Annotated in this window: 17 protein-coding genes; 14 read left to right on the forward strand and 3 right to left on the reverse strand. The window is 74.1% G+C overall.

The features are described 5' to 3' along the window. The first annotated feature begins 72 nt into the window (after positions 1-72). Entirely contained in the window at positions 73-1,065 is a 993-nt protein-coding gene (locus tag ACFPL3_RS00365; RefSeq protein ID WP_343946482.1) for a lysophospholipid acyltransferase family protein, read from the forward strand. 18 nt (positions 1,066-1,083) lie between these two features. On the opposite strand, the gene ACFPL3_RS00370 is transcribed toward ACFPL3_RS00365, so the two are convergent. The 3 genes from ACFPL3_RS00370 to ACFPL3_RS00380 all read right to left on the reverse strand — a co-directional run bounded on the left by ACFPL3_RS00370 (position 1,084) and on the right by ACFPL3_RS00380 (position 4,470). Beyond that, positions 1,084-1,956, reverse strand: coding sequence for an HAD family hydrolase (locus ACFPL3_RS00370; RefSeq protein ID WP_343946484.1), 873 nt, complete (start codon positions 1,954-1,956; stop codon positions 1,084-1,086). Positions 1,957-2,195: 239 nt separating this feature from the next. Then, positions 2,196-3,569, reverse strand: a complete 1,374-nt coding sequence (locus ACFPL3_RS00375) for a DUF5667 domain-containing protein (protein WP_379588335.1) — start codon at positions 3,567-3,569, stop codon at positions 2,196-2,198. A 184-nt stretch (positions 3,570-3,753) separates the two neighbouring features. Continuing rightward, on the reverse strand, positions 3,754-4,470 hold the full coding sequence (locus tag ACFPL3_RS00380; RefSeq protein WP_343946087.1) for a sigma-70 family RNA polymerase sigma factor: 717 nt from the start codon (positions 4,468-4,470) through the stop codon (positions 3,754-3,756). 475 nt (positions 4,471-4,945) lie between these two features. Here ACFPL3_RS00380 and ACFPL3_RS00385 point away from each other — a divergent pair, with 475 nt between their 5' ends. The 13 genes from ACFPL3_RS00385 to ACFPL3_RS00445 all read left to right on the forward strand — a co-directional run bounded on the left by ACFPL3_RS00385 (position 4,946) and on the right by ACFPL3_RS00445 (position 18,812). Further along, positions 4,946-6,511, forward strand: coding sequence for an AMP-binding protein (locus ACFPL3_RS00385; RefSeq protein ID WP_343946086.1), 1,566 nt, complete (start codon positions 4,946-4,948; stop codon positions 6,509-6,511). Beyond that, positions 6,508-6,747: a glutaredoxin family protein gene (locus ACFPL3_RS00390; protein WP_343946084.1), complete on the forward strand. Its 240-nt coding sequence runs from the start codon at positions 6,508-6,510 to the stop codon at positions 6,745-6,747. The genes ACFPL3_RS00385 and ACFPL3_RS00390 overlap by 4 nt, the downstream gene beginning before the upstream one ends. Before the next feature lie 141 nt (positions 6,748-6,888). Next, positions 6,889-8,469, forward strand: a complete 1,581-nt coding sequence (locus ACFPL3_RS00395) for a molybdopterin-dependent oxidoreductase (RefSeq protein ID WP_343946083.1) — start codon at positions 6,889-6,891, stop codon at positions 8,467-8,469. 483 nt (positions 8,470-8,952) lie between these two features. Next, the gene (locus ACFPL3_RS00400) at positions 8,953-9,690 is read left to right on the forward strand and encodes a redox-sensing transcriptional repressor Rex (protein WP_343946082.1); all 738 of its coding nucleotides are present in this window, start codon (positions 8,953-8,955) and stop codon (positions 9,688-9,690) included. Beyond that, positions 9,687-11,054, forward strand: a complete 1,368-nt coding sequence (locus ACFPL3_RS00405) for a glutamyl-tRNA reductase (protein ID WP_343946081.1) — start codon at positions 9,687-9,689, stop codon at positions 11,052-11,054. The genes ACFPL3_RS00400 and ACFPL3_RS00405 overlap by 4 nt, the downstream gene beginning before the upstream one ends. Beyond that, complete coding sequence (gene hemC, locus ACFPL3_RS00410; RefSeq protein ID WP_343946080.1) at positions 11,051-11,998, forward strand: hydroxymethylbilane synthase; 948 nt, start codon at positions 11,051-11,053, stop codon at positions 11,996-11,998. The genes ACFPL3_RS00405 and hemC overlap by 4 nt, the downstream gene beginning before the upstream one ends. Next, a complete protein-coding gene (locus ACFPL3_RS00415; RefSeq protein ID WP_343946079.1) occupies positions 11,995-13,533 on the forward strand; it encodes a bifunctional uroporphyrinogen-III C-methyltransferase/uroporphyrinogen-III synthase in 1,539 nt (512 codons plus the stop codon). Before hemC ends, ACFPL3_RS00415 begins: the two co-directional genes overlap by 4 nt. A gap of 77 nt (positions 13,534-13,610) precedes the next feature. Continuing rightward, complete coding sequence (gene hemB / locus ACFPL3_RS00420) at positions 13,611-14,582, forward strand: porphobilinogen synthase (protein WP_343946078.1); 972 nt, start codon at positions 13,611-13,613, stop codon at positions 14,580-14,582. Between the two features lie 93 nt (positions 14,583-14,675). Continuing rightward, complete coding sequence (locus ACFPL3_RS00425) at positions 14,676-15,164, forward strand: DUF4282 domain-containing protein (protein WP_343946077.1); 489 nt, start codon at positions 14,676-14,678, stop codon at positions 15,162-15,164. A 43-nt stretch (positions 15,165-15,207) separates the two neighbouring features. Continuing rightward, a complete protein-coding gene (locus ACFPL3_RS00430; RefSeq protein ID WP_343946076.1) occupies positions 15,208-16,200 on the forward strand; it encodes a hypothetical protein in 993 nt (330 codons plus the stop codon). Positions 16,201-16,267: 67 nt separating this feature from the next. Next, complete coding sequence (gene hemL / locus ACFPL3_RS00435; RefSeq protein WP_379588382.1) at positions 16,268-17,605, forward strand: glutamate-1-semialdehyde 2,1-aminomutase; 1,338 nt, start codon at positions 16,268-16,270, stop codon at positions 17,603-17,605. After that, entirely contained in the window at positions 17,602-18,237 is a 636-nt protein-coding gene (locus ACFPL3_RS00440) for a histidine phosphatase family protein (RefSeq protein ID WP_343946074.1), read from the forward strand. The genes hemL and ACFPL3_RS00440 overlap by 4 nt, the downstream gene beginning before the upstream one ends. Then, positions 18,234-18,812, forward strand: coding sequence for a TlpA family protein disulfide reductase (locus ACFPL3_RS00445; RefSeq protein ID WP_343946073.1), 579 nt, complete (start codon positions 18,234-18,236; stop codon positions 18,810-18,812). Before ACFPL3_RS00440 ends, ACFPL3_RS00445 begins: the two co-directional genes overlap by 4 nt. The last annotated feature ends 29 nt before the right edge of the window (positions 18,813-18,841 follow it).

Genomic DNA, 18,841 nt, shown 5'->3' on the forward strand with positions numbered 1-18,841 from the left:
GCGGGCGCCAGGAACGTGGATGACCAGGAACGCGCGTGACCAGGAACGAGGAACAGGGATGAGGACGCTGCGATGACGCCACGCCGTCGCGCCACGCACAGCTCTGCCGCCCCTCGGGCCCAGGAGGAGCCGGTCGGCACCACGGAAGCGCAGGTGATCCCGTTGCGCAGCCGGGACGATGCCGACGAAGCGTTCGGCACCGACGAGGAGCAGGCCGCCGCGCCCGAGTGGGAGGAGGCGCTGGCCGACCTGCTCGCGTTCCTGCGCAGGCGGCTGGAGGGCGACTATCCCGTCGACGAGTTCGGCTTCGACGCCGACCTCACCGAGCACGTCATCCTCCCGGCGCTGCGGCCGCTGTACCGCAGCTGGTTCCGGGTGGAGACGATCGGCATGGACCACGTGCCGGACGTGGGCGGCGCACTGGTGGTGGCGAACCACTCGGGCACGTTCCCGCTGGATTCGCTCATGACCGCGGTGGCGCTGCACGACGACCACCCCGCGCAGCGGCACCTGCGGATGCTCGGGGCCGACCTCATGTTCCGGCTGCCCGTGGTGGGTGCGCTGGCCCGCAAGCAGGGCAGCACGCTGGCGTGCACGCCGGACGCGGTGCGGCTCATGTCGTCCGGCGAGCTCGTGGGGGTGTGGCCGGAGGGGTTCAAGGGCATCGGCAAGCCCTTCCGCGACCGGTACAAGCTGCAGCGGTTCGGGCGGGGTGGATTCGTCTCGGCCGCGCTGCGCTGCGGGGTGCCGATCATCCCGTGCGCGATCGTCGGCGCCGAGGAGATCTACCCGAAGATCGGCGACATCAAGCCGCTCGCCCGGCTGTTCGGGGCACCGTACTTCCCGATCACGCCGCTGTTCCCCGCGCTCGGGCCGTTGGGCCTCGTGCCGTTGCCGTCGAAGTGGTACATCGAGTTCGGCGAGCCGATCCGCACCGACGAGATCGACCCCGCCGACGCCGACGACCCGATGACGGTGTTCAACCTCACCGACCAGGTGCGCGAGACCATCCAGCACACCCTCTACCGCCTGCTGAGCCAGCGCAGGAGCACGTTCCTGGGCTGAGGCCCGCTCGCGGGCGGGTCAGCGCTTGCGGGCGGCGAGGCCCGCCGCGACGGCCCCGGCGATGGCGCCCGCGCCCAGCACGGAGGGCACGCCGATCCTGGCGGCCTTGCGGCCGGTGCGGAAGTCGCGGACCTGCCAGCCCCGCTCCTTCGCGATGTCGCGCAGCTCGGAGTCGGGGTTGACGGCCACCGCGGTGCCGACGGCGGAGAGCATCGGCACGTCGTTGACGGAATCGGAGTAGGCCGTGCAACGGCGCAGGTCGAGGCCTTCGGTGGCGGCCAGCGCCCGGACGGCGTGGGCCTTGGCGGGCCCGTGCAGGATCTCGCCGACCAGCCGCCCGGTGTAGAGGCCGTCGACGCTCTCGGCCACCGTGCCGAGCGCCCCGGTGAGCCCGAGCCTGCGCGCGATGATGAGGGCCAGCTCGACGGGGGTGGCGGTGACGAGCCACACGCGCTGCCCCGCGTCCATGTGCATCTGGGCGAGGGCGCGGGTGCCCGCCCAGATGCGGTCGGCCATGAGCTCGTCGTAGATCTCCTCGCCGAGCGCGGTGATCTCCGCGACCGGCCGGCCCGCCACGAACGACAGGGCGGTGTCGCGGCCGGTGGTGGTGGAGTACGTGGTCTCCCGGCCGCCGATGCGGAACTTCAGCTGCTGCCAGGCGAAGCCGATGAGGTCAGCCGTGGTGAAGAACTTCCGCGCGGCGAGCCCGCGGGCGAAGTGGAAGATCGAGGCGCCGACCATCATCGTGTTGTCGACGTCGAAGAACGCGGCGGCGGTGAGGTCGGTGAGGGGGACGTCGGCCGGGCCGCTGTCGCCTGCGGCGACCGCCGCGGCCGCGGCGGCCTCACCCGCCCGGATCGCGGGGTCGGTGGAAGTGGCCGATTCGACCACCCCCGGCGTCTCGGTGGCCCCGCTCAGCTCCCCGTCGCCGGTGGGGGTCAGCGGTTCGCGCGGATCTTGTTCAACCACCTACTGGCCTCCGTGGGTCTTCGTCGCCCCAGCCTACTGGCGCCGGGCGGACGGACGAGGCGGGTTCGGTGACCAGGACCTCGCTGACCGTGACGTCCCGCACGTCGCAAAGGCCGCCGCGGGAGACGTGCGCCCCGCGGCGGCCTTCGTGGCGTTCCGGCTCAGCCGATGGTGATCCCGGGCATGCCGGGCAGCAACGGCGGCAGCGTGACCGGGGGCAGCAGCGGCAGCGGCACCGAGACGTTGCCGCCCCCCTTCTCGTCGTCCGAGTCCTTCTCCGACGACGACTCGCTGTCCTCGTCCTTCTCGGCCGACTTGCTGCTCTTCTCGTCGTCCTTGTTCGCGTCCGGGACGAGGTCGGGCAGCAGCCGCGGGTTCTCGCGATCGGTGCTGGAGTCCGGGGTGCGCGACGGCCGATCCGTCTCGCTGCTCTTCGACGAGTCCCCGTCGGGCGTGGTGGTGGTGTCCTCGTCGGAGTCCTCGCCCGGTTCCGATTCCGCGGTGCTCTCCCCGGACGTGCGGCGGGAGGCGCAGTCGCCCTGCTCGCACTTCTCGTCGGCCTCGAGCCGCTGGGTCTGGCCGAGCAGCCGCTCGAGCAGCTCGCGGGAGGTGTCGGCGTCGGCCGACTCCGGCAGCGCCGGCTCCAGCTCGGCGAGCCGGTCGGACTGCTCGGAGGCCCACTTGCGCAGGTCCTCGGCCGCGGTGCGCTCCTCCTCCGCCTGGGCGGCGGACAGCAGCAGCTGCGAGCCCTCGTTGGTGGCGGAGTCGAAGTCGTCCATCGCCGAGGTGAACACCTCGGGCGCGGGCGGCGTCTCGGCCTCGCGTGCGAGCTGCTCCACCTCGGACAGCCGGGTCGCGGCGATCTCCAGGTGGCGCCGCGCGCGGCCCTCCTCGTCGAAGGTGAGCGCGAGGCCCGCGGACTCGGCCACGCGCTTGACCGGGTAGAGGGTGTCGCCGGGCAGCGAATTGCCGCTGGCGAGCACGCTGCCGGCGGCGAGCGCGATCATCGTGGCGGCGGCGGCCGAGCTGACCAGCACGACCCGGCGGGGCAGCCCGCGCCCGCCCTCGCGCCGGCCGGAGCGCCGCGCCGCGCGCCCACCGAGCGTGTGGCGGGCCTTGCGGCCCGGACGGTCGCCGTGCAGCGGGATCGGCTCGACCAGCGTGCCCGACTCCTCGGGCTCGGGGTCGACGTCGGCCACCGGCCGCATCACGGCCGTCTCGGCGGTGGGGTCCACGTCGGCGCGCTCGACCGGCCTGCCGAGCGGCGCGGTGAGCTCCGCCTCGGCGGGCGGTTCCGCGGCGGCGTGGCGCGGCTGGCGCGGGCCGGCCTGCTCGGCGGCGAGCACGGCCATGAGGCGTTGCCTGGCGCGCGCCTTCGCGTCGGGGTCCGGCGCGTACGCCTCACCCCGGGACCGCAACATGGCCACGATCTCGAGATCCCGCGCGAGATCGGCGTCGCCCGCGGCGCCGAGGGGTGTCCCCGACTCCACGGCGGCGGCGAACCGCTCTGCGTCCTTGCCCTGTCCGGCGGGCATGTTGGCCGTCCTCACTGCGTCCTCGCGCTGTCAGTACCGGTGCCGCGGGCGTGCGCGGCGCGGCTGTCAGCCCTACAACGAGCGGAACGGCCGGGGGTTACGGCTCCAAGACCGTTCACCGCATTGAGTCGTTCGTTCGTCGCACCTGTAACGCGACGGGCGGTCGATGCGATATCGCTGCTGATCATCGGAGACCCTCCGGAAGCAGCTGGGCGAGCCGTCGGACCGCTCGGTGCTGCAGGGCCTTGACGGCGCCCTCGTTGCGGTCCATGATCTCCGCCGTTTCGGCCACGGACAGGCCTTGCAGGAACCGGAGCTGGATGCATTCCTGCTGGTCAGGGTTGAGTTTCCGGACGCAACGGAGCAGCTCGTCGTTCGTGGCGCCGTCGAGCACCTCCTGCTCGGGGCCACCCGTGCTCGGCGACAGCTCGATGATCTCGTTCGTCGTCTGCTCCAGCCGGTACCGGCTGGACTTGACGTGGTCGAAGATCAGGTTCCGCGCGATCGTGACGAACCACGCACCGATGTCGCGGCCCTGGTAGCTGACCGAGGAGATGCGGCGCAGCGCCCGGACGAACGTCTCCTGGGTGAGGTCCTCGGCCAGGCTCCGGTCGCCGGTGCGGAAGAGCACGTAGCGGAAGACCACGTCGTAGTAGCGGTCGAACAGGTCGCCGAAAGCGACCATGTCGCCTTCCTGCGCGGCCTTGACCAGTGCCCACGCGCCGCCCGTCTCCTCGGGCTGCGCCGCGTCCACCGCCTCGGGGCGGCGGGCGGCGTTGTCGGCGGCGGGCGCGTGCTCGCCGGGGCTGTGGCGGCGTGGGAGGGGAAGCGGAGTCCGGGTGGTGGTCGCTGGGGGTGGCGGACCGGCCGAACCCACGCGGGGAGCTGCGGTGGGGGGCATCTGTACCTCTTCACCCGCTGGGGATCGGGTGGTCTCGGTGGGGAGCAGCCGAGGCTGTCGCGCGGGACGGGTCATGGCTCCCGGCAGGCCCTGGGACGGAGTCGGTGGTCGGGACGTCGGGCCGAGCGTCTGCACAACGCACGGGCGTCCGTCGGGTCAGCCCGCGGTGCGCCGGCGACGACAGGCAGCATGCCACTCCCTCGGGTGAGCTTCGCGACGATCTCGTGAGTCGGCCGTTGAGGTGTTAGCGGCGGAGCATACGGGCGGGCCGGTGTGGCGAAGCACGCACCACCGTTCGCAGCGCCCGGGATCCGGTGAGCGGCCGACTACGCGCGGTCAGTGTCACCGGTTCCCGCGTGTCGTCGCGGCCTCCGTGCGCCGACCGGCAGGCGCCCGTCGTGGCCGCCGGGACGCCCCGTTCGTGCCAGACTCGCGGTCGAGGCCATCCGGCGCAGCGCCGATCGTTGGGAGAACCGTGGACAGTCCCCCCGGCAGCCCCCATGACGGGACGCCGCACCACGTGTCCGACCTCGTCGCGCGGGCCGCGCACCGCAGCCCCGACCAGACCGCGATCGTGGACGTGACCAGCGGGATCTCGCTCACGTGGGCCGATTTCGACGCCGTCGTCAACGCCGAGGCCGCGCGCCTGCGGGAGGCGGGCGCAGGCGTGGGCGACCGGGTGCTCGTGCGGCTCGGCAACGGCGCCGCGTTCTGCGCGTCGGTGCTCGGCGCGATGCGCGCGGGCGCCGTCTGCGTGCCGCTCGGGCCGGTCGGGGTGGTGCGGGAGCTGGAGATCGTGCTCGACGACTGCGGGCCCACCGTGATCGTTGCTGCGGAGGGTGACGACGCGGCACGCAGCTGCGGTCCGGGGCGCGGGGCCGCCTTGCTGCCGCCGCCCGACCTCCGCGCCGACCCCGCGGCACCCGCGGTGGAGGCGGTCGGCGGCGACGAGGACATCGCCCTCCTGATCTACACGTCCGGCACCACGGGCCGCCCCCGCGGCGTGCAGCTGTCGCACCGGGCGGTGCTGGCCAACCGCGAGCAGACCGCCGCCCTGCGCCCCGCGCCCGTGCTCCCGGTGGACCGGATCCTGCTGTCCATCCCGCTGTTCCACGTCTTCGGGCTCGCGGCCGGGCTCCTGCAGGTCTGCTGGGCGGGCGCCACCGTCGTGCTCACCGAGCGCTTCGACCCGGCGCACGTCGCCGAGGTGCTCGTGCGCGAGCGCGTGAGCGGGATGGCCGGGGTGCCGTCGATGTTCCGCGCGCTGCTCGAACTCCCGCCCGACGAGCTGCGCGCGGCCACCGGCGGCCTGCGCCTGTGCACGTCCGGCGGCGCGCCCCTGCCGCCGCAGTGGCTCGACGAGTTCCGCACGGTCACCGGAATGCCGATCTACGAGGGCTACGGGCTGACCGAGGCCGGGCCGGTGCTCACGATGAACCCGATCGGCGGCCCGCCGAAGCCCGGGTCGGTCGGCCGCGCCCTGCCCGGCGTCGAGCTGCGGCTGGTCGACGCCGACGGCAGGCCGATCGAGGTGGCGGCCGCCCCCGACCCCGAGGACATCGACGAGGACGTCTCCGACCCGGCGCACGACACCGGGCTGGTCGCCGTGCGCGGGCCCAACCTCTTCTCCGGCTACTGGCCCGACGGCGACGGCGGTCCCGACGCCGAGGGCTGGTTCCGCACCGCCGACGTCGGCTTCCTCGACCACGACGGCGACCTGCACCTCGTCGACCGCTCGTCGGACCTCGTGATCGTCAACGGTTTCAACGTCTACCCGCGGGAGGTGGAGGCGGTGCTCGCGGAGCTGCCGGGGGTGGCCGAGGCCGCCGTCGTGGGCGTGCCCGACGAGAAGACCGGCGAGGCCGTCAAGGCCGTGCTGGTGCGGGCCGAGGGCGTGCAGCTCACGGAGGAGGAGGTCCTGGCGCACTGCACGGACCGGCTGGCCCGGTTCAAGGTGCCGTCCACGATCGAATTCACCGACGCGCTCCCGCGCACCCCCACCGGCAAGGTGGCGCGCCGTCAGCTGGCGGGGCGGTCGTGACCGCCGCCCGCGTCACCGTCTACACGCGCGTCGACTGCGGCGCGTGCGCGGCCGCGGTGGCGGACGTCGAGCGGATCTGCACCGACGTGGGCGCCGGCTGGACCACCGTCGACGTCGACTCCGACCCGGAGCTGCGCGCGGAGTACGGCGACCGCGTGCCCGTGATCGAGGTCGACGGCCGTGAGCACGGCTTCTGGCAGGTGGAGGAGGACCGCCTGCGGGCGGCCCTCGCGTAACCGGCCCCGGGGAGGTTCAGGAACGCCACGTTGCTGTCCTCCAGGTTCAGGAACGTGGCGATCCTGAACTTCGGGCGCCGAATCCGAGGCGTCCCCGGATCGTCACATTCCCGGGGCCCGCGCGGGGCGAGACTGGTCTGCGTGAGCACCACGGAGGCACCGCGCCGGGCCGAGGGGCCCGCCGCACCGGAGATCCCGTCGGGGTGGGCGGCGCTCGTCGGCGTGCTGTCGGTCGCCGCGGCGGTGGCGGCCGGGCAGCTGGTGGCGGGCCTGGTCGCCCCCGCGTCGTCGCCGTACCTCGCCGTGGGCGACGCGGTCGTGCGCCTGGCCCCGCAGGGGCTCGTCGAGTTCGCCAAGGCCGCGTTCGGCACCGCGGACAAGCCCGTGCTGCTGGCAGGCACGGGCCTGGTGACCGCGGTCGTCGCGGCGGCGGGCGGCCTCGCGTCCCGGCGGAGTCCGGTGCCGGGTGTCGTGGTGGTGATCGTGCTGGGCGTGCTCGGGTTCGCGGCGGTGCTGTTCCAGCCGACCTTCGCCCCACTGGACGTGCTGGCCCCGACCGCGGCGCTCGTGGTGGGCGTCGCGGTGATGCGCAAGCTGCACGCGCTCGCGCTCGACGCCGCGCAGGGGCCCGACGCCCCCGGCGACCCCGGCAGGCGGGCGCTGCTGGTGCGCTCGGCGGCCGCGGTGGGCGTGGCGTCCCTGGCCGGAGGCGGTGCGGGCCTGTGGCTCGGCCGCGGCACGGGGGACCTGCGCGGTGCGGTCACCACGCGGGTGGCGTCCGCGCGGCTCGCCGAGCCGGCGCCTGCGATCCCGGCCACGGCGGCCTTCCCCCAGCAGGGCACCCCGCCGTTCCTCACACCGAACGCCGACTTCTACCGGATCGACACGGCGCTGCGGGTGCCGGTGCTGGCCGCGGAGGACTGGTCGCTGCGCATCCACGGGATGGTCGACGCGGAGCGGACGATCACGTTCGACGACCTGCTGGCGCGGCCGCTGGTCGAGCGCCCGGTCACGCTCACGTGCGTGTCCAACCCGGTGGGCGGTGACCTGATCTCCACCGCGATGTTCACCGGCGTGGACCTGCGCGAGCTGCTGCTGGAGGTGGGCGTGCGGCCCGGCGCCGACCAGGCCTTCTCCACGAGCGTGGACGGCTGGTACACCGGCACGCCGGTCGAGGTCCTGATGGAGCCGGGGCGCGGGGCGATGCTCGCGTTCGGCATGAACGGCGAGGCCCTGCCGTTCGAGCACGGCTTCCCGGTGCGGATGGTCGTCCCCGGGCTGTACGGGTTCGTCTCGGCCACCAAGTGGGTCACCGACCTCGAGCTCACGACGTTCTCCGCCAAGAAGGGCTTCTGGTTGCAACGGGGATGGGCGGAGCGGGGTCCGATCAAGACCCAGTCGCGGATCGACCACCCTCGGGCGTTCGCCGTGCTGCCTGCGGGCCGCGTCACGGTGGCCGGGATCGCGTGGTCGCAGCCGACGGGGGTCGGGCGCGTCGAGGTGAGCGTCGACGGCGGGCCGTGGCAGGACGCGGAGCTCGCCACCGAGGTGAGCGGGGACACGTGGCGGATGTGGCGGGCCGAGTTCGACCTCGGGCCGGGTGGCCACGACGTGCGGAGCCGGGCGACCTCGGCCGACGGGGTGGTGCAGACCGGCGTGGTGGCCGACACCGTCCCCGACGGCGCCACCGGGTGGCCGGACGTGTCGTTCTCGCTCGACTGAGACGCTCGCTGAGACGTGCGCTGAACCGTTCACCGAGCCGTTCGACGGGCCGGAACTGCCGATCGTCGATCGGCGGGTGCCCCGCAGGGTGCGTGGTCGCGCGGTGGGCCCGGACGCGGCGGCCCGCGGGTGGCGTGGCTGCGCCGACACCGCGGATGACCTCGGGTCCGGTGGCGGTGGTCACGTCCCGCCGGGGGCCTCCGGCCGCCTGCGGGCCGACCGGCGCGGGTGACCTGCCTCGGCGGCGCGCCCGCGACGAGCGGCAACCGCGGGGCGACCATCGGTCGGGCGTGGCGGGAGGCGGGTTCGAGCACGATCGCGTTCAAGATCGCAACTTTGTGCGTGCCTTCACAAGCGACTACCGTGTAATCCAGTCGCCGTCAACACCCGGACCCGGGGTTTTCGGCTGGAATGCATCAGGCGACGCGGTCGGCCGCCGTCGCCGGCAGCACCGGGCCCAGCAGCATCGAGGAGACGTTGAGCGTGACGAAGCCGCCGCATGCCGGCTCCGAGGGTGCGGCCGCCCGGCTGCGGTCCATCCCCGAGGCCAGTGTCGCCCGGCTCGCGGTCTACCTGCGCAAGCTCGGCGAGCTCGCCGAGGAGGGCGCCGACACGGTGTCCAGCGACGAGCTCGCCGCCGCCACCGGCGTCAACCCGGCGAAGCTGCGCAAGGACCTCTCCTACATCGGCTCGTACGGCATCCGCGGCGTCGGCTACGAGGTGGCCGCGCTGGTGCACCAGCTCGAGCGCACCCTCGGGCTCAACCACCGGCAGGCCGTCGCGCTCGTCGGCATCGGCAACCTCGGCCACGCGCTCGCGGGCTACAGCGGCTTCGGGGGGCGCGGCTTCCCGGTCGCCGCACTGTTCGACGTCGACCCCGACCTCGTCGGCATCCACATCAACGGCATCCTCGTGGAGCACATCCGCGAGATCCCCCGGGTGTGCGCCGAGCGCGGGGTCACGATCGGGATGATCGCCACCCCCGCGCAGGGCGCGCAGGCCGTCTGCGACCTCCTCGTCGACGCCGGCGTGCGCTGCATCCTCAACTTCGCGCCCGCCGTGCTGCAGGTGCCCGACGAGGTCGAGGTGCGCAAGGTCGACCTCGCGGTGGAGCTGCAGATCCTGGCCTTCCACGTGGCGCGCAAGCACGTGGCGGCAGCCGAGCAGACCGGGGTGGTCAACGGCCACCCGGTCAACGGGGCGGGGAGGCTTGTCCCATGAGTGTGCTGGTCGTGGGGCTGTCCCACCGCAGTGCGCCGGTGCAGGTGCTGGAGCGGGCCGCGGTCGGTGCCGCCGAGGTGCCGAAGCTGCTGGAGGAGCTGCTGCGCGGGCAGCACGTGTCGGAGGCCGTGCTGCTCTCCACGTGCAACCGCATCGAGGTCGTCGCCGTCGTCGACGCCTTCCACGGCGGTCTCTCCGACGTCTCCGCCGTGCTCGCCCGCCACTCCGGGATGTCGCTCACCGAGCTCACCGACCACGTCTTCGTGCACTACGCGGGCTCGGCCGTGCAGCACCTGTTCGCGGTGGCGGCGGGGCTCGACTCGATGGTGGTCGGTGAGGCCCAGATCCTCGGCCAGCTCCGTTCCGCGTACGCCACCGCCGACGAGGCGGGCACCGTCGGGCGCACCCTCCACGAGCTCGCGCAGCACGCGCTGCGCGTCGGCAAGCGGGTGCACGCGAGCACCGGGATCGACACGGCAGGCGCGTCCGTCGTGTCGGAGGCGCTCGCGGACGCCGCCGCCGGCCTGGGCGGCGACCTCGGCGGGCGGCGCGCCGTCGTCGTCGGGGCCGGAGCCATGGGCTCGCTCGCGGCCGCGCACCTGAGGCGCGCGGGCGTCGCGGAGATCGCCGTGCTCAACCGCTCCGCCGACCGGGCCGAGCGGCTGGCCGAGAACACGCGCGCGCAGGGCACGCCGGCGCGCGCCGGTGGGTTCGGCGACCTCGTTCCCGAGCTCGCCGCCGCCGATCTCCTGATCGCCTGCACCGGCGCCGTCGGCACCGTCGTCGAGTTCGACGTGGTGGCCGCTGCGGTGGCGGGCCGGTCCGGGCGGCAGCTCGCGATCTGCGACCTCGGGCTGCCCCGCGACGTCGACGCGCGCGTGGCCGAGCTGCCCGGCGTCGCCGTGGTCGACCTCGCCGCGCTGCAGCGCAGGCTCGCGGCCGGCACGCGGGGCGCCGCCGTGGCCGCCGCCCAGGAGCTGGTGGCCGAGGAGGCGCAGGCCTACCTGGCCGCGCAGCGCTCCGCCGAGGTCACCCCCACCGTCACCGCGCTGCGCAGGCGCGCCTCCGAGGTGATCGACGCCGAGCTGCTGCGGCTCGACTCGCGGCTGCCGGACCTCGAACCCAAGGTGCGCGAGGAGTTCGGCCGCAGCGTCCGCCGGGTCGTCGACAAACTCCTGCACACCCCCACCGTGCAGGTCAAGAAGCTGGCCGAGGGGCCCGACGGCGACAGCTACGCGGCCGCGCTCCGGGCGCTGTTCGAGCTCGACCCGCAGACGCCGGCAGCCGTGGCGGTCCAGCGCAGCGGCGACGTGCTCGCCGCATTGGAGGCCCGCACCGACTCCCCCGAGGGGCAGGACGCATGAAGCTGCGTATCGGCACCCGGCCGAGCGCGCTCGCCATGGCCCAGACCGGCATCATCGCCGACCGGCTGCGCGCGGCGGGCCACGAGTGCGAGCTGGTGGGGATCCGCACGTCCGGCGACCGCTCGTCGGCGCCGGTCGCCGAGCTGGGCGTCGGCGTCTTCGTGTCGGCGCTGCGCGACGCGTTGGCCCGCGGCGACGTCGACGTCGCGGTGCACTCCTACAAGGACCTCCCCACGGCGCCCGACCCGCGGCTGCACCTCGCGGCCGTGCCGGGGCGGGAGGACCCCCGCGACGCACTGGTGGCCCGCGACGGGATGGTGCTCGGCGAGCTCCCGCCCGGCTCGCGGATCGGCACCGGCGCGGCTCGGCGCATCGCGCAGCTCGACGCGCTGGGCCTGGGGCTCGAGGTCGTCCCGATCCGCGGCAACGTCGACACGCGGATCGGCAAGGTCCGCTCGGGCGAGCTCGACGGTGTGGTCGTCGCGGCCGCGGGGCTCACCCGGCTGGGGCGCCTCGCCGAGGCCACCGAGCTGCTCGACCCGCTGCAGATGCTGCCCGCGCCCGCTCAGGGTGCGCTCGCGGTGGAGTGCCGGGCGCAGGACGTCGAGCTCGGCAAGGCGCTCACCGCCGTCCTCGACGACGAGACCACCCGGGCCGCGGTGGTCGCCGAGCGCGCGGTGCTGGCCACCCTCGAGGCGGGCTGCAGCGCGCCCGTCGGTGCGCTGGCTGATGTCGTCTCCGATCTGGACGACGACGGGAAGGCCGTCGACCGCATCTCGTTGCGGGCGGTGGTCGGCACGACCGACGGGGCGTTGCTGCGCGCCTCCGTCACCGGAGACATGGACGACGCCGAGAAGCTCGGCGCGGCGCTGGCCGCGGAGCTGCTCGACATGGGGGGCCTCGATGCCCTTCCGAGAAACGCTGGATCGGGAGTTCCGAGATGACACCTTCGCCCAACCCGGGACGGGTCGCCTTCGTGGGCAGTGGCCCCGGCGACCCGGGCCTGCTGACCGTCCGCGCGAGGGAGGCCCTCGCGGGCGCTCCGCTCGTCGTCACCGACTCGGACGTGCCCGACCAGCTGCTCGCGCTCGCCGCCGACGGCGCGGAGGTGCGCCCGGCCGTCGGCCAGCCCGCCGACATCGCCGAGGACCTCGTCTCCGAGGTGCGTTCCGGCCGCAGCGTCACGCGGCTGGTCAGCGGTGACCCGCTCACCGTCGACTCGGTCGTGCAGGAGGCCATCGCGGTCGCCGCCGCCGGTGTGCCGTTCGACGTCGTCCCGGGCGTGCCCGCGGCCACCGCGGTGCCGGCGTACGCCGGCGTGCCGCTCGGGTCCGCGCACCTCGAGGCCGACGTGCGCGCGGGCGTCGACTGGCCGCGGCTCGCCGCCGCCCCCGGCACGTACGTGCTGCACGCCACCGCGTCGCACCTGCCCGAGGTCGCCGCGTCGCTCACCGAGCACGGCGTGCCCGCGCAGACCCCGGTGGCCGTCACGGTCAACGGCACGCACACCACGCAGAAGACCGTGCAGGGCACGCTCGCCACGCTCGCGTCCGACGCCGCGGAGTTCGAGGGGCCGCTGATCGTCACCATCGGTGCCGAGGTCGGGCTGCGCGCCGAGCTGTCCTGGTGGGAGTCGCGGGCCCTCTACGGCTGGCGCGTGCTCGTGCCGCGCACCAAGGACCAGGCCGGCGCGATGAGCGACCGCCTCGCGGTGCACGGCGCCACCGCGGAGGAGGTGCCCACCATCGCCGTCGAGCCGCCGCGTTCGCCCACGCAGATGGAGCGCGCGGTGAAGGGCCTCGTCGACGGCCGCTACCAGTGGGTGGTGTTCACCTCCACCAACGCGGTGCGCGCGGTGTGGGAGAAGTTCGCCGAGTTCGGGCTCGACGCCCGGGCCTTCTCCGGCGTGAAGATCGCCTGCGTCGGCGAGGCCACCGCGGAGAAGGTGCGCGGGTTCGGCATCAACCCCGAGCTCGTCCCCTCGATCAACGAGGGCCAGGAGTCGTCCTCCGAGGGGCTGCTGGCGATCTTCCCGCCCTACGACGACGTGCTCGACCCGGTCGACCGCGTGCTGCTGCCGCGCGCCGACATCGCCACCGAGACCCTCGCCGCGGGCCTGCGCGAGCGCGGCTGGGAGATCGACGACGTCACCGCGTACCGCACGGTGCGTGCCGCGCCGCCGCCCGCCCCGATCCGCGAGGCCATCAAGACCGGCGGGTTCGACGCGGTGTGCTTCACCTCGTCGTCCACGGTGCGCAACCTCGTCGGCATCGCGGGCAAGCCGCACGCACGCACGATCGTGGCCTGCATCGGCCCGCAGACGGCCGAGACCGCCCGCGAGTTCGGCCTGCGGGTCGACGTGCAGCCTGCGGAGCCGCGGGTTCCCGCGCTGGTCGACGCGCTGGCGGCCCACGCGGCCAAGCTCCGCGCCGAGGGTGCCCTCCCGCCGCCGCGGAAGGTGAAGGCCCGCCGCCGCTGAGGCTCGACCCCCCGTGAGTGGATACGAGTGCTGGAGCACTCGTATCCACTCACGGGTTCGGTCGTAGGCTGGCGCGCATGGCGTTTCCCACCCACCGGCCCCGGCGCCTGCGCACCACCGCGGCGCTCCGGCGGCTCGTCGCCGAGACGGACCTGCGGCCGCGGCACCTGGTGCTGCCGATGTTCGTCAAGGAGGGTGCCGCGGAGCCGGTGCCGATCCCGTCGATGCCTGGGGTCGTGCAGCACACGCGCGACTCGTTGCGCAAGGCGGCCGCGGAGGCGGTCGAGGCAGGTGTCGGTGGGCTGATGCTGTTCGGCGTGCCCACCAGCCACGACGCCACGGGCTCGGCCGGCATCGACCCGGACGGCGTCCTGAACGTCGCGCTGCGCGACGTGCGCGCCGAGGTGGGCGACGCCTCCGTGGTGATGGCCGACACCTGCCTCGACGAGTTCACCGACCACGGCCACTGCGGGGTGCTCGACGACCGGGGGCGGGTGGACAACGACGCCACCCTCGCCGTGTACGCCGACATGGCGGTGGCGCAGGTCGAGGCCGGCGCCCACGTGGTGGCGCCGAGCGGGATGATGGACGGCCAGGTCGGGGTGATCCGGGAGGCGCTCGACGCCGCGGGCCACACCGACGCCGCCATCCTCGCCTACACCGCGAAGTACACGTCCGCGTTCTACGGGCCGTTCCGGCAGGCCGTCGAGTCGCAGCTGTCCGGCGACCGCCGGACCTACCAGCAGGACGGCGCCAACGTGCGCGAGGCGCTGCGCGAGCTCGCCCTCGACCTCGAGGAGGGCGCCGACATGGTGATGGTCAAGCCGGCGATGGCCTACCTCGACGTACTGCGCGCGGTCGCGGAGGTGTCCGACGTGCCGGTGGCCGCGTACCAGGTCTCCGGCGAGTACGCGATGGTCGAGGCGGCCGCGGCGAACGGGTGGATCGAGCGCGACCGGGCCGTTCTCGAGACGCTCACCGGTATCCACAGGGCGGGTGCCGACATCGTGTTGACGTACTGGGCCACGGAGGTCGCCGCCCGGCTGTGACCCGTTCGCAACCGCTTGTTCGTGCGGGGCTCCGGCGCGATGCGCGATCAAGGGTTACGATCACGGCCCCATTGATCAGGTGGAGGAACTGCGATGAGCAACGACCCGGGGAATCCCGGCGAGTACCAGCCCGGCCAGCAGGGTTGGCAGGGCGGCCAGCAGCAGCCGCCCCCCTACCCGAGCGGGTTCGGCCAGCAGCAGCAGTCCCCGCCGGCCTGGGGCGGCTACCCGCCGCCCGGGCAGCAGCAGCCCGGCGCCTACGGCCCGCCGCCAGGGCAGCCCGGTGCGCAGCAGCAGGGGCAGGGCAGCAACCCGTTCGCGGCCCTCTTCGACTTCGAGTTCAAGAGCTTCGCCACCCCGGCCGTGGTGAAGATCCTCTACATCGTGGGCATGGTCCTGCTGGGCCTGGTGTACATCGGGGTGCTCATCTCGGGCTTCGTCCAGGGTGTGGGCGTCGGTCTGGTCACCCTGATCGGCGGCGGCATCGCGCTGCTCTTCTACTTGATCTTCTTCCGGGTCACGCTGGAGTTCTTCTACGCCGTGGTGCGGATGTCCGAGGACATCCACAACCGCAAGGACTGATGGCCCGTGGACAGGCGCAGACGCGCAGACCTACGGTGACGCCGTGAGCACACCCTCCGACCCGCGCAGCGGGGCACAACAGCCTGAGGAGCAGCCGGGCGCCGCTCCCGCGGGCGACGGGTCGGCGCAGACGGGTGCTGCCGGGCAGCAACCGGGCCAGTCCGGGCAACCGGGCCAGTCCGGGCAACCGGACCAGTCCGGGCAACCGGGCCAGTACCCTCAGCAGCCCTACGGCCAGCCCGGCCAGTACGGGCAGCAGCCCTACCCCCAACCGGGGCAGCAGCCGTACGCCCAGCCGGGTCAGTACGGGCAGCCGGGGCAGTACGGCCAGCCGGCACAGCCGCAGTACGGCCAGGCGCCCCCGTACAACCCGTACGCGCAGCAGGGCCAGCCCCAGTACGGGCAGCCCGGGCAGCAGTACGGCGGCCAGCCCGGCCAGCAGTACGGCGGGCAGCCCGGTCAGTACGGGCAGCCGGGCCAGTACGGCCAGCCGCAGCAGCAGTACAACCCCTACGGGCAGCCCGGCCAGTACGGCGCCACGCCGCTCGGCGGGGAGGTGGCCGGCCTCGGGGAGCCGGACGGCGGGCGGGTCTCGCGGCCCGGCCTCATGGTCCTCTCGCTCGTGATGCTGATCCTCAGCACGTTGCCGTTCCTCGCGGTCGGGGCCGTGATGCTGGCCATGCCGATCGATGCCGGCGCGCTCCCACCGGGGATCGACGAGCAGCTCGCGCAGGCCGGCCTCACCCGCGACACGGTCGTCACGGCGCTGCGGGGCGCCGCGGGCTTCATCCTCCTGATGGCGGCGCTCTACGTCCTGTTCGCCGTGCTCACGTTCCTCGGCCGCAACTGGGCGCGGATCGTGCTGACGATCATGACGGTCGGGTACACCCTCCTCCTGCTCGCCAGCATGTTCACCGGCGCTGCCGCCGACATCGGGAGCCTGGTGTTCCTGCTGGTCATCGCGGCGTTGTCGGTCGGTGGCACCGTGATCACCTTCCTGCCGGAGCCGAGCCGCTGGTTCGCGAGCCGGCGCTGACGAGCCGGTCCCGGCCCGCACCCGCGCACGAGCGGATGTGAGACTGGCACCCGTGGCCAGCTCGCCGATCCAGTCCGGCCCCGAGACCGCCGCGCGCACCGAGACCTCGCGTCGGCTGTTCGACAGGGCGTCCGCCGCGATCCCGGGCGGGGTGAACTCCCCGGTCCGGGCGTTCTCCGCGGTCGGGGGCACCCCGCGGTTCATCGTGTCCGCGTCCGGGCCGTGGCTCACCGACGCCGACGGCAACCGCTACGTCGACCTCGTCAGCTCGTGGGGCCCCATGATCCTCGGGCACGCGCACCCGGCCGTCGTCGACGCCGTGCGCGCCGCCGCGGGGCAGGGCCTGTCCTTCGGGGCGCCGACGCCCGCCGAGGTGGAGCTGGCCGAGGAGATCATCGGCCGCGTCGAGCCCGTCGACCAGGTGCGCCTGGTCAACTCCGGCACCGAGGCCACCATGAGCGCGATCCGCCTCGCCCGGGGGATCACCGGTCGCCGCGCCGTCGTCAAGTTCGCGGGCTGCTACCACGGACACGTCGACGCGCTGCTCGCCCAGGCCGGTTCCGGGGTGGCCACGCTCGGCCTGCCCACCAGCCCCGGCGTCACCGGAGCGCAGGCCGCCGACACGATCGTGCTCCCGTACAACGACCTCGACGCGGTGCGCGCGGTGTTCGCCGAACGCGGGTCCGAGATCGCCTGCGTGATCACCGAGGCCGCCGCGGGCAACATGGGCGCGATCGCCCCGCGGCCCGGCTTCAACGCGGGCCTGCGGGAGCTCTGCCACGAGGCGGGCGCGCTGCTGGTGGTCGACGAGGTGATGACCGGCTTCCGGGTGTCGGCGTCCGGCTGGTTCGGGCTCGACGGGGTGGCGGGCGACCTCTACACGTTCGGCAAGGTCATGTCCGGCGGCCTGCCCGCCGCGGCGTTCGGCGGGCCTGCGGCGCACATGGCCCACCTGGCCCCGGCCGGGCCGGTCTACCAGGCCGGCACGCTGTCCGGGAATCCCGTCGCCGTCGCCGCGGGCCTCGCGACCCTGCGGCACGCCGACGCCGACGTCTACGCCGCGCTCGACGCGAATGCCGCGCGGCTGGGCGGTCTGATCGGTGGCGCGCTGAGCGCCGAGGGCGTGCCCCACCGCGTCCAGTTCGCCGGGAACCTGCTGTCGGTGTTCTTCACCGAGGACGAGGTGCACGACTACGCGGGTGCGCAGGCCGCGGCCACGTGGCGGTTCCCCGCCTTCTTCCACGCGCTGCTCGCCCGCGGCGTGTACCCGCCGCCGAGCGCGTTCGAGGCGTGGTTCGTCTCCGCCGCCCTCGACGACGACACGTGGCAGGCGATCGCGGACGCGCTCCCGGCGGCGGCGAAGGCGGCGGCCACGGCCACCGCGCCCGCGGAGGCCGCGCAGTGAGCGGCCCACGCACGGTCGTCCACTTGTTGCGCCACGGCGAGGTGCACAACCCCACCGGCATCCTCTACGGGCGGCTGCCGGGCTTCCACCTCTCGGAGAACGGCCGCAACCAGGCGGAGATCGTCGCGAAGGCGCTGGCCGACGCCGACATCACGGCCGTGATCGCCTCCCCGCTCGAGCGGGCGCAGGAGACCGCGGCCCCGGTGGCGGCGCTCCACGGCCTGGAGGTGCGCACCGACGAGGCGCTGATCGAGGCCGACAACCGGTTCGAGGGCCAGACCGTCTCGGTCGGGGGCGGTGCGCTGCGCAGCCCGCGCCACTGGCCGCTGCTGCGCGACCCGTTCACGCCCTCGTGGGGCGAGCCGTACCTGCAGATCGCACATCGCATGCTGGCCGCCGTGCACCGGGCGCGCGAGCTGGCGGAGGGCCACGAGGCGGTGTGCGTGTCGCACCAGCTGCCGATCTGGACGTTGCGGCGGTTCGTCACCGGGCAGCGGCTGTGGCACGACCCGCGGCGCAGGCAGTGCGCGCTGGCGTCGCTCACCTCGCTGGTGTTCACCGGCACCGAGATCACGCAGGTGCGCTACACGGAGCCCGCGGGGGCCAGCGACCCCGCGCAGACGGGCGCATGATCCGCCTGCTCGCCGCTGTGCTGGCCGCGCTCCTGCTGGCGGGGTGCTCCGCCACCAAGGACGCGGTCGCCACCGGTGGGGAGTTCCAGTTCGTCGCGCCGGGCGGGCAGACCACGATCCTCTACGACCCGCCGGAGAGCCGCGGCACGGTGCCCCGTTTCTCGGGGGAGAGCCTGCAGCGCGACGGCGCCACGGTGGGCCTGGACGACCACCGGGGCAAGGTCGTGATCGTCAACATCTGGGGCTCGTGGTGCGGCCCGTGCCGGGAGGAGATGCCGGGCCTGCAGTTCGTGCAGGACCAGACCGGCGCCGCCGTGCTCGGGATCGACGTCCGCGACGAGCGCCAGGCCGCCGCCGACTTCGTCCGGGACCGCGGGATCACCTTCGACTCGATCTTCGACCCGCCCGGCCGGGTGCTGGCCCGTCTCAGCGGCTACCCGCGCAACACCGTGCCGTCCACGCTCGTGCTCGACGAGCAGCACCGCGTGGCCGCCGTGTTCCTCACGCAGGTCCGCGTGCCCGAACTGATGCCGCTGGTCCAGCGCCTGCAGGCGGAGCCGCCCCCGACCGCCTGAGCTTCGTCGGCTTTCCACTACAAGTCGTA

The sequence above is a fragment of the Pseudonocardia zijingensis genome (assembly GCF_042657305.1).
GTDB lineage: Bacteria > Actinomycetota > Actinomycetes > Mycobacteriales > Pseudonocardiaceae > Pseudonocardia > Pseudonocardia zijingensis.

What these genes read in the sequence shown, in the direction of transcription:
- ACFPL3_RS00380 (WP_343946087.1), bottom strand. Translation starts at nt 4,470, where the DNA reads ATGCCCCCCACCGCAGCTCCCCGCGTGGGTTCGGCCGGTCCGCCACCC.
- ACFPL3_RS00415 (WP_343946079.1), top strand. Translation starts at nt 11,995, where the DNA reads ATGACACCTTCGCCCAACCCGGGACGGGTCGCCTTCGTGGGCAGTGGC.
- ACFPL3_RS00375 (WP_379588335.1), bottom strand. Translation starts at nt 3,569, where the DNA reads ATGCCCGCCGGACAGGGCAAGGACGCAGAGCGGTTCGCCGCCGCCGTG.
- ACFPL3_RS00405 (WP_343946081.1), top strand. Translation starts at nt 9,687, where the DNA reads ATGAGTGTGCTGGTCGTGGGGCTGTCCCACCGCAGTGCGCCGGTGCAG.
- hemB (WP_343946078.1), top strand. Translation starts at nt 13,611, where the DNA reads ATGGCGTTTCCCACCCACCGGCCCCGGCGCCTGCGCACCACCGCGGCG.
- ACFPL3_RS00425 (WP_343946077.1), top strand. Translation starts at nt 14,676, where the DNA reads ATGAGCAACGACCCGGGGAATCCCGGCGAGTACCAGCCCGGCCAGCAG.
- hemC (WP_343946080.1), top strand. Translation starts at nt 11,051, where the DNA reads ATGAAGCTGCGTATCGGCACCCGGCCGAGCGCGCTCGCCATGGCCCAG.
- ACFPL3_RS00445 (WP_343946073.1), top strand. Translation starts at nt 18,234, where the DNA reads ATGATCCGCCTGCTCGCCGCTGTGCTGGCCGCGCTCCTGCTGGCGGGG.
- ACFPL3_RS00365 (WP_343946482.1), top strand. Translation starts at nt 73, where the DNA reads ATGACGCCACGCCGTCGCGCCACGCACAGCTCTGCCGCCCCTCGGGCC.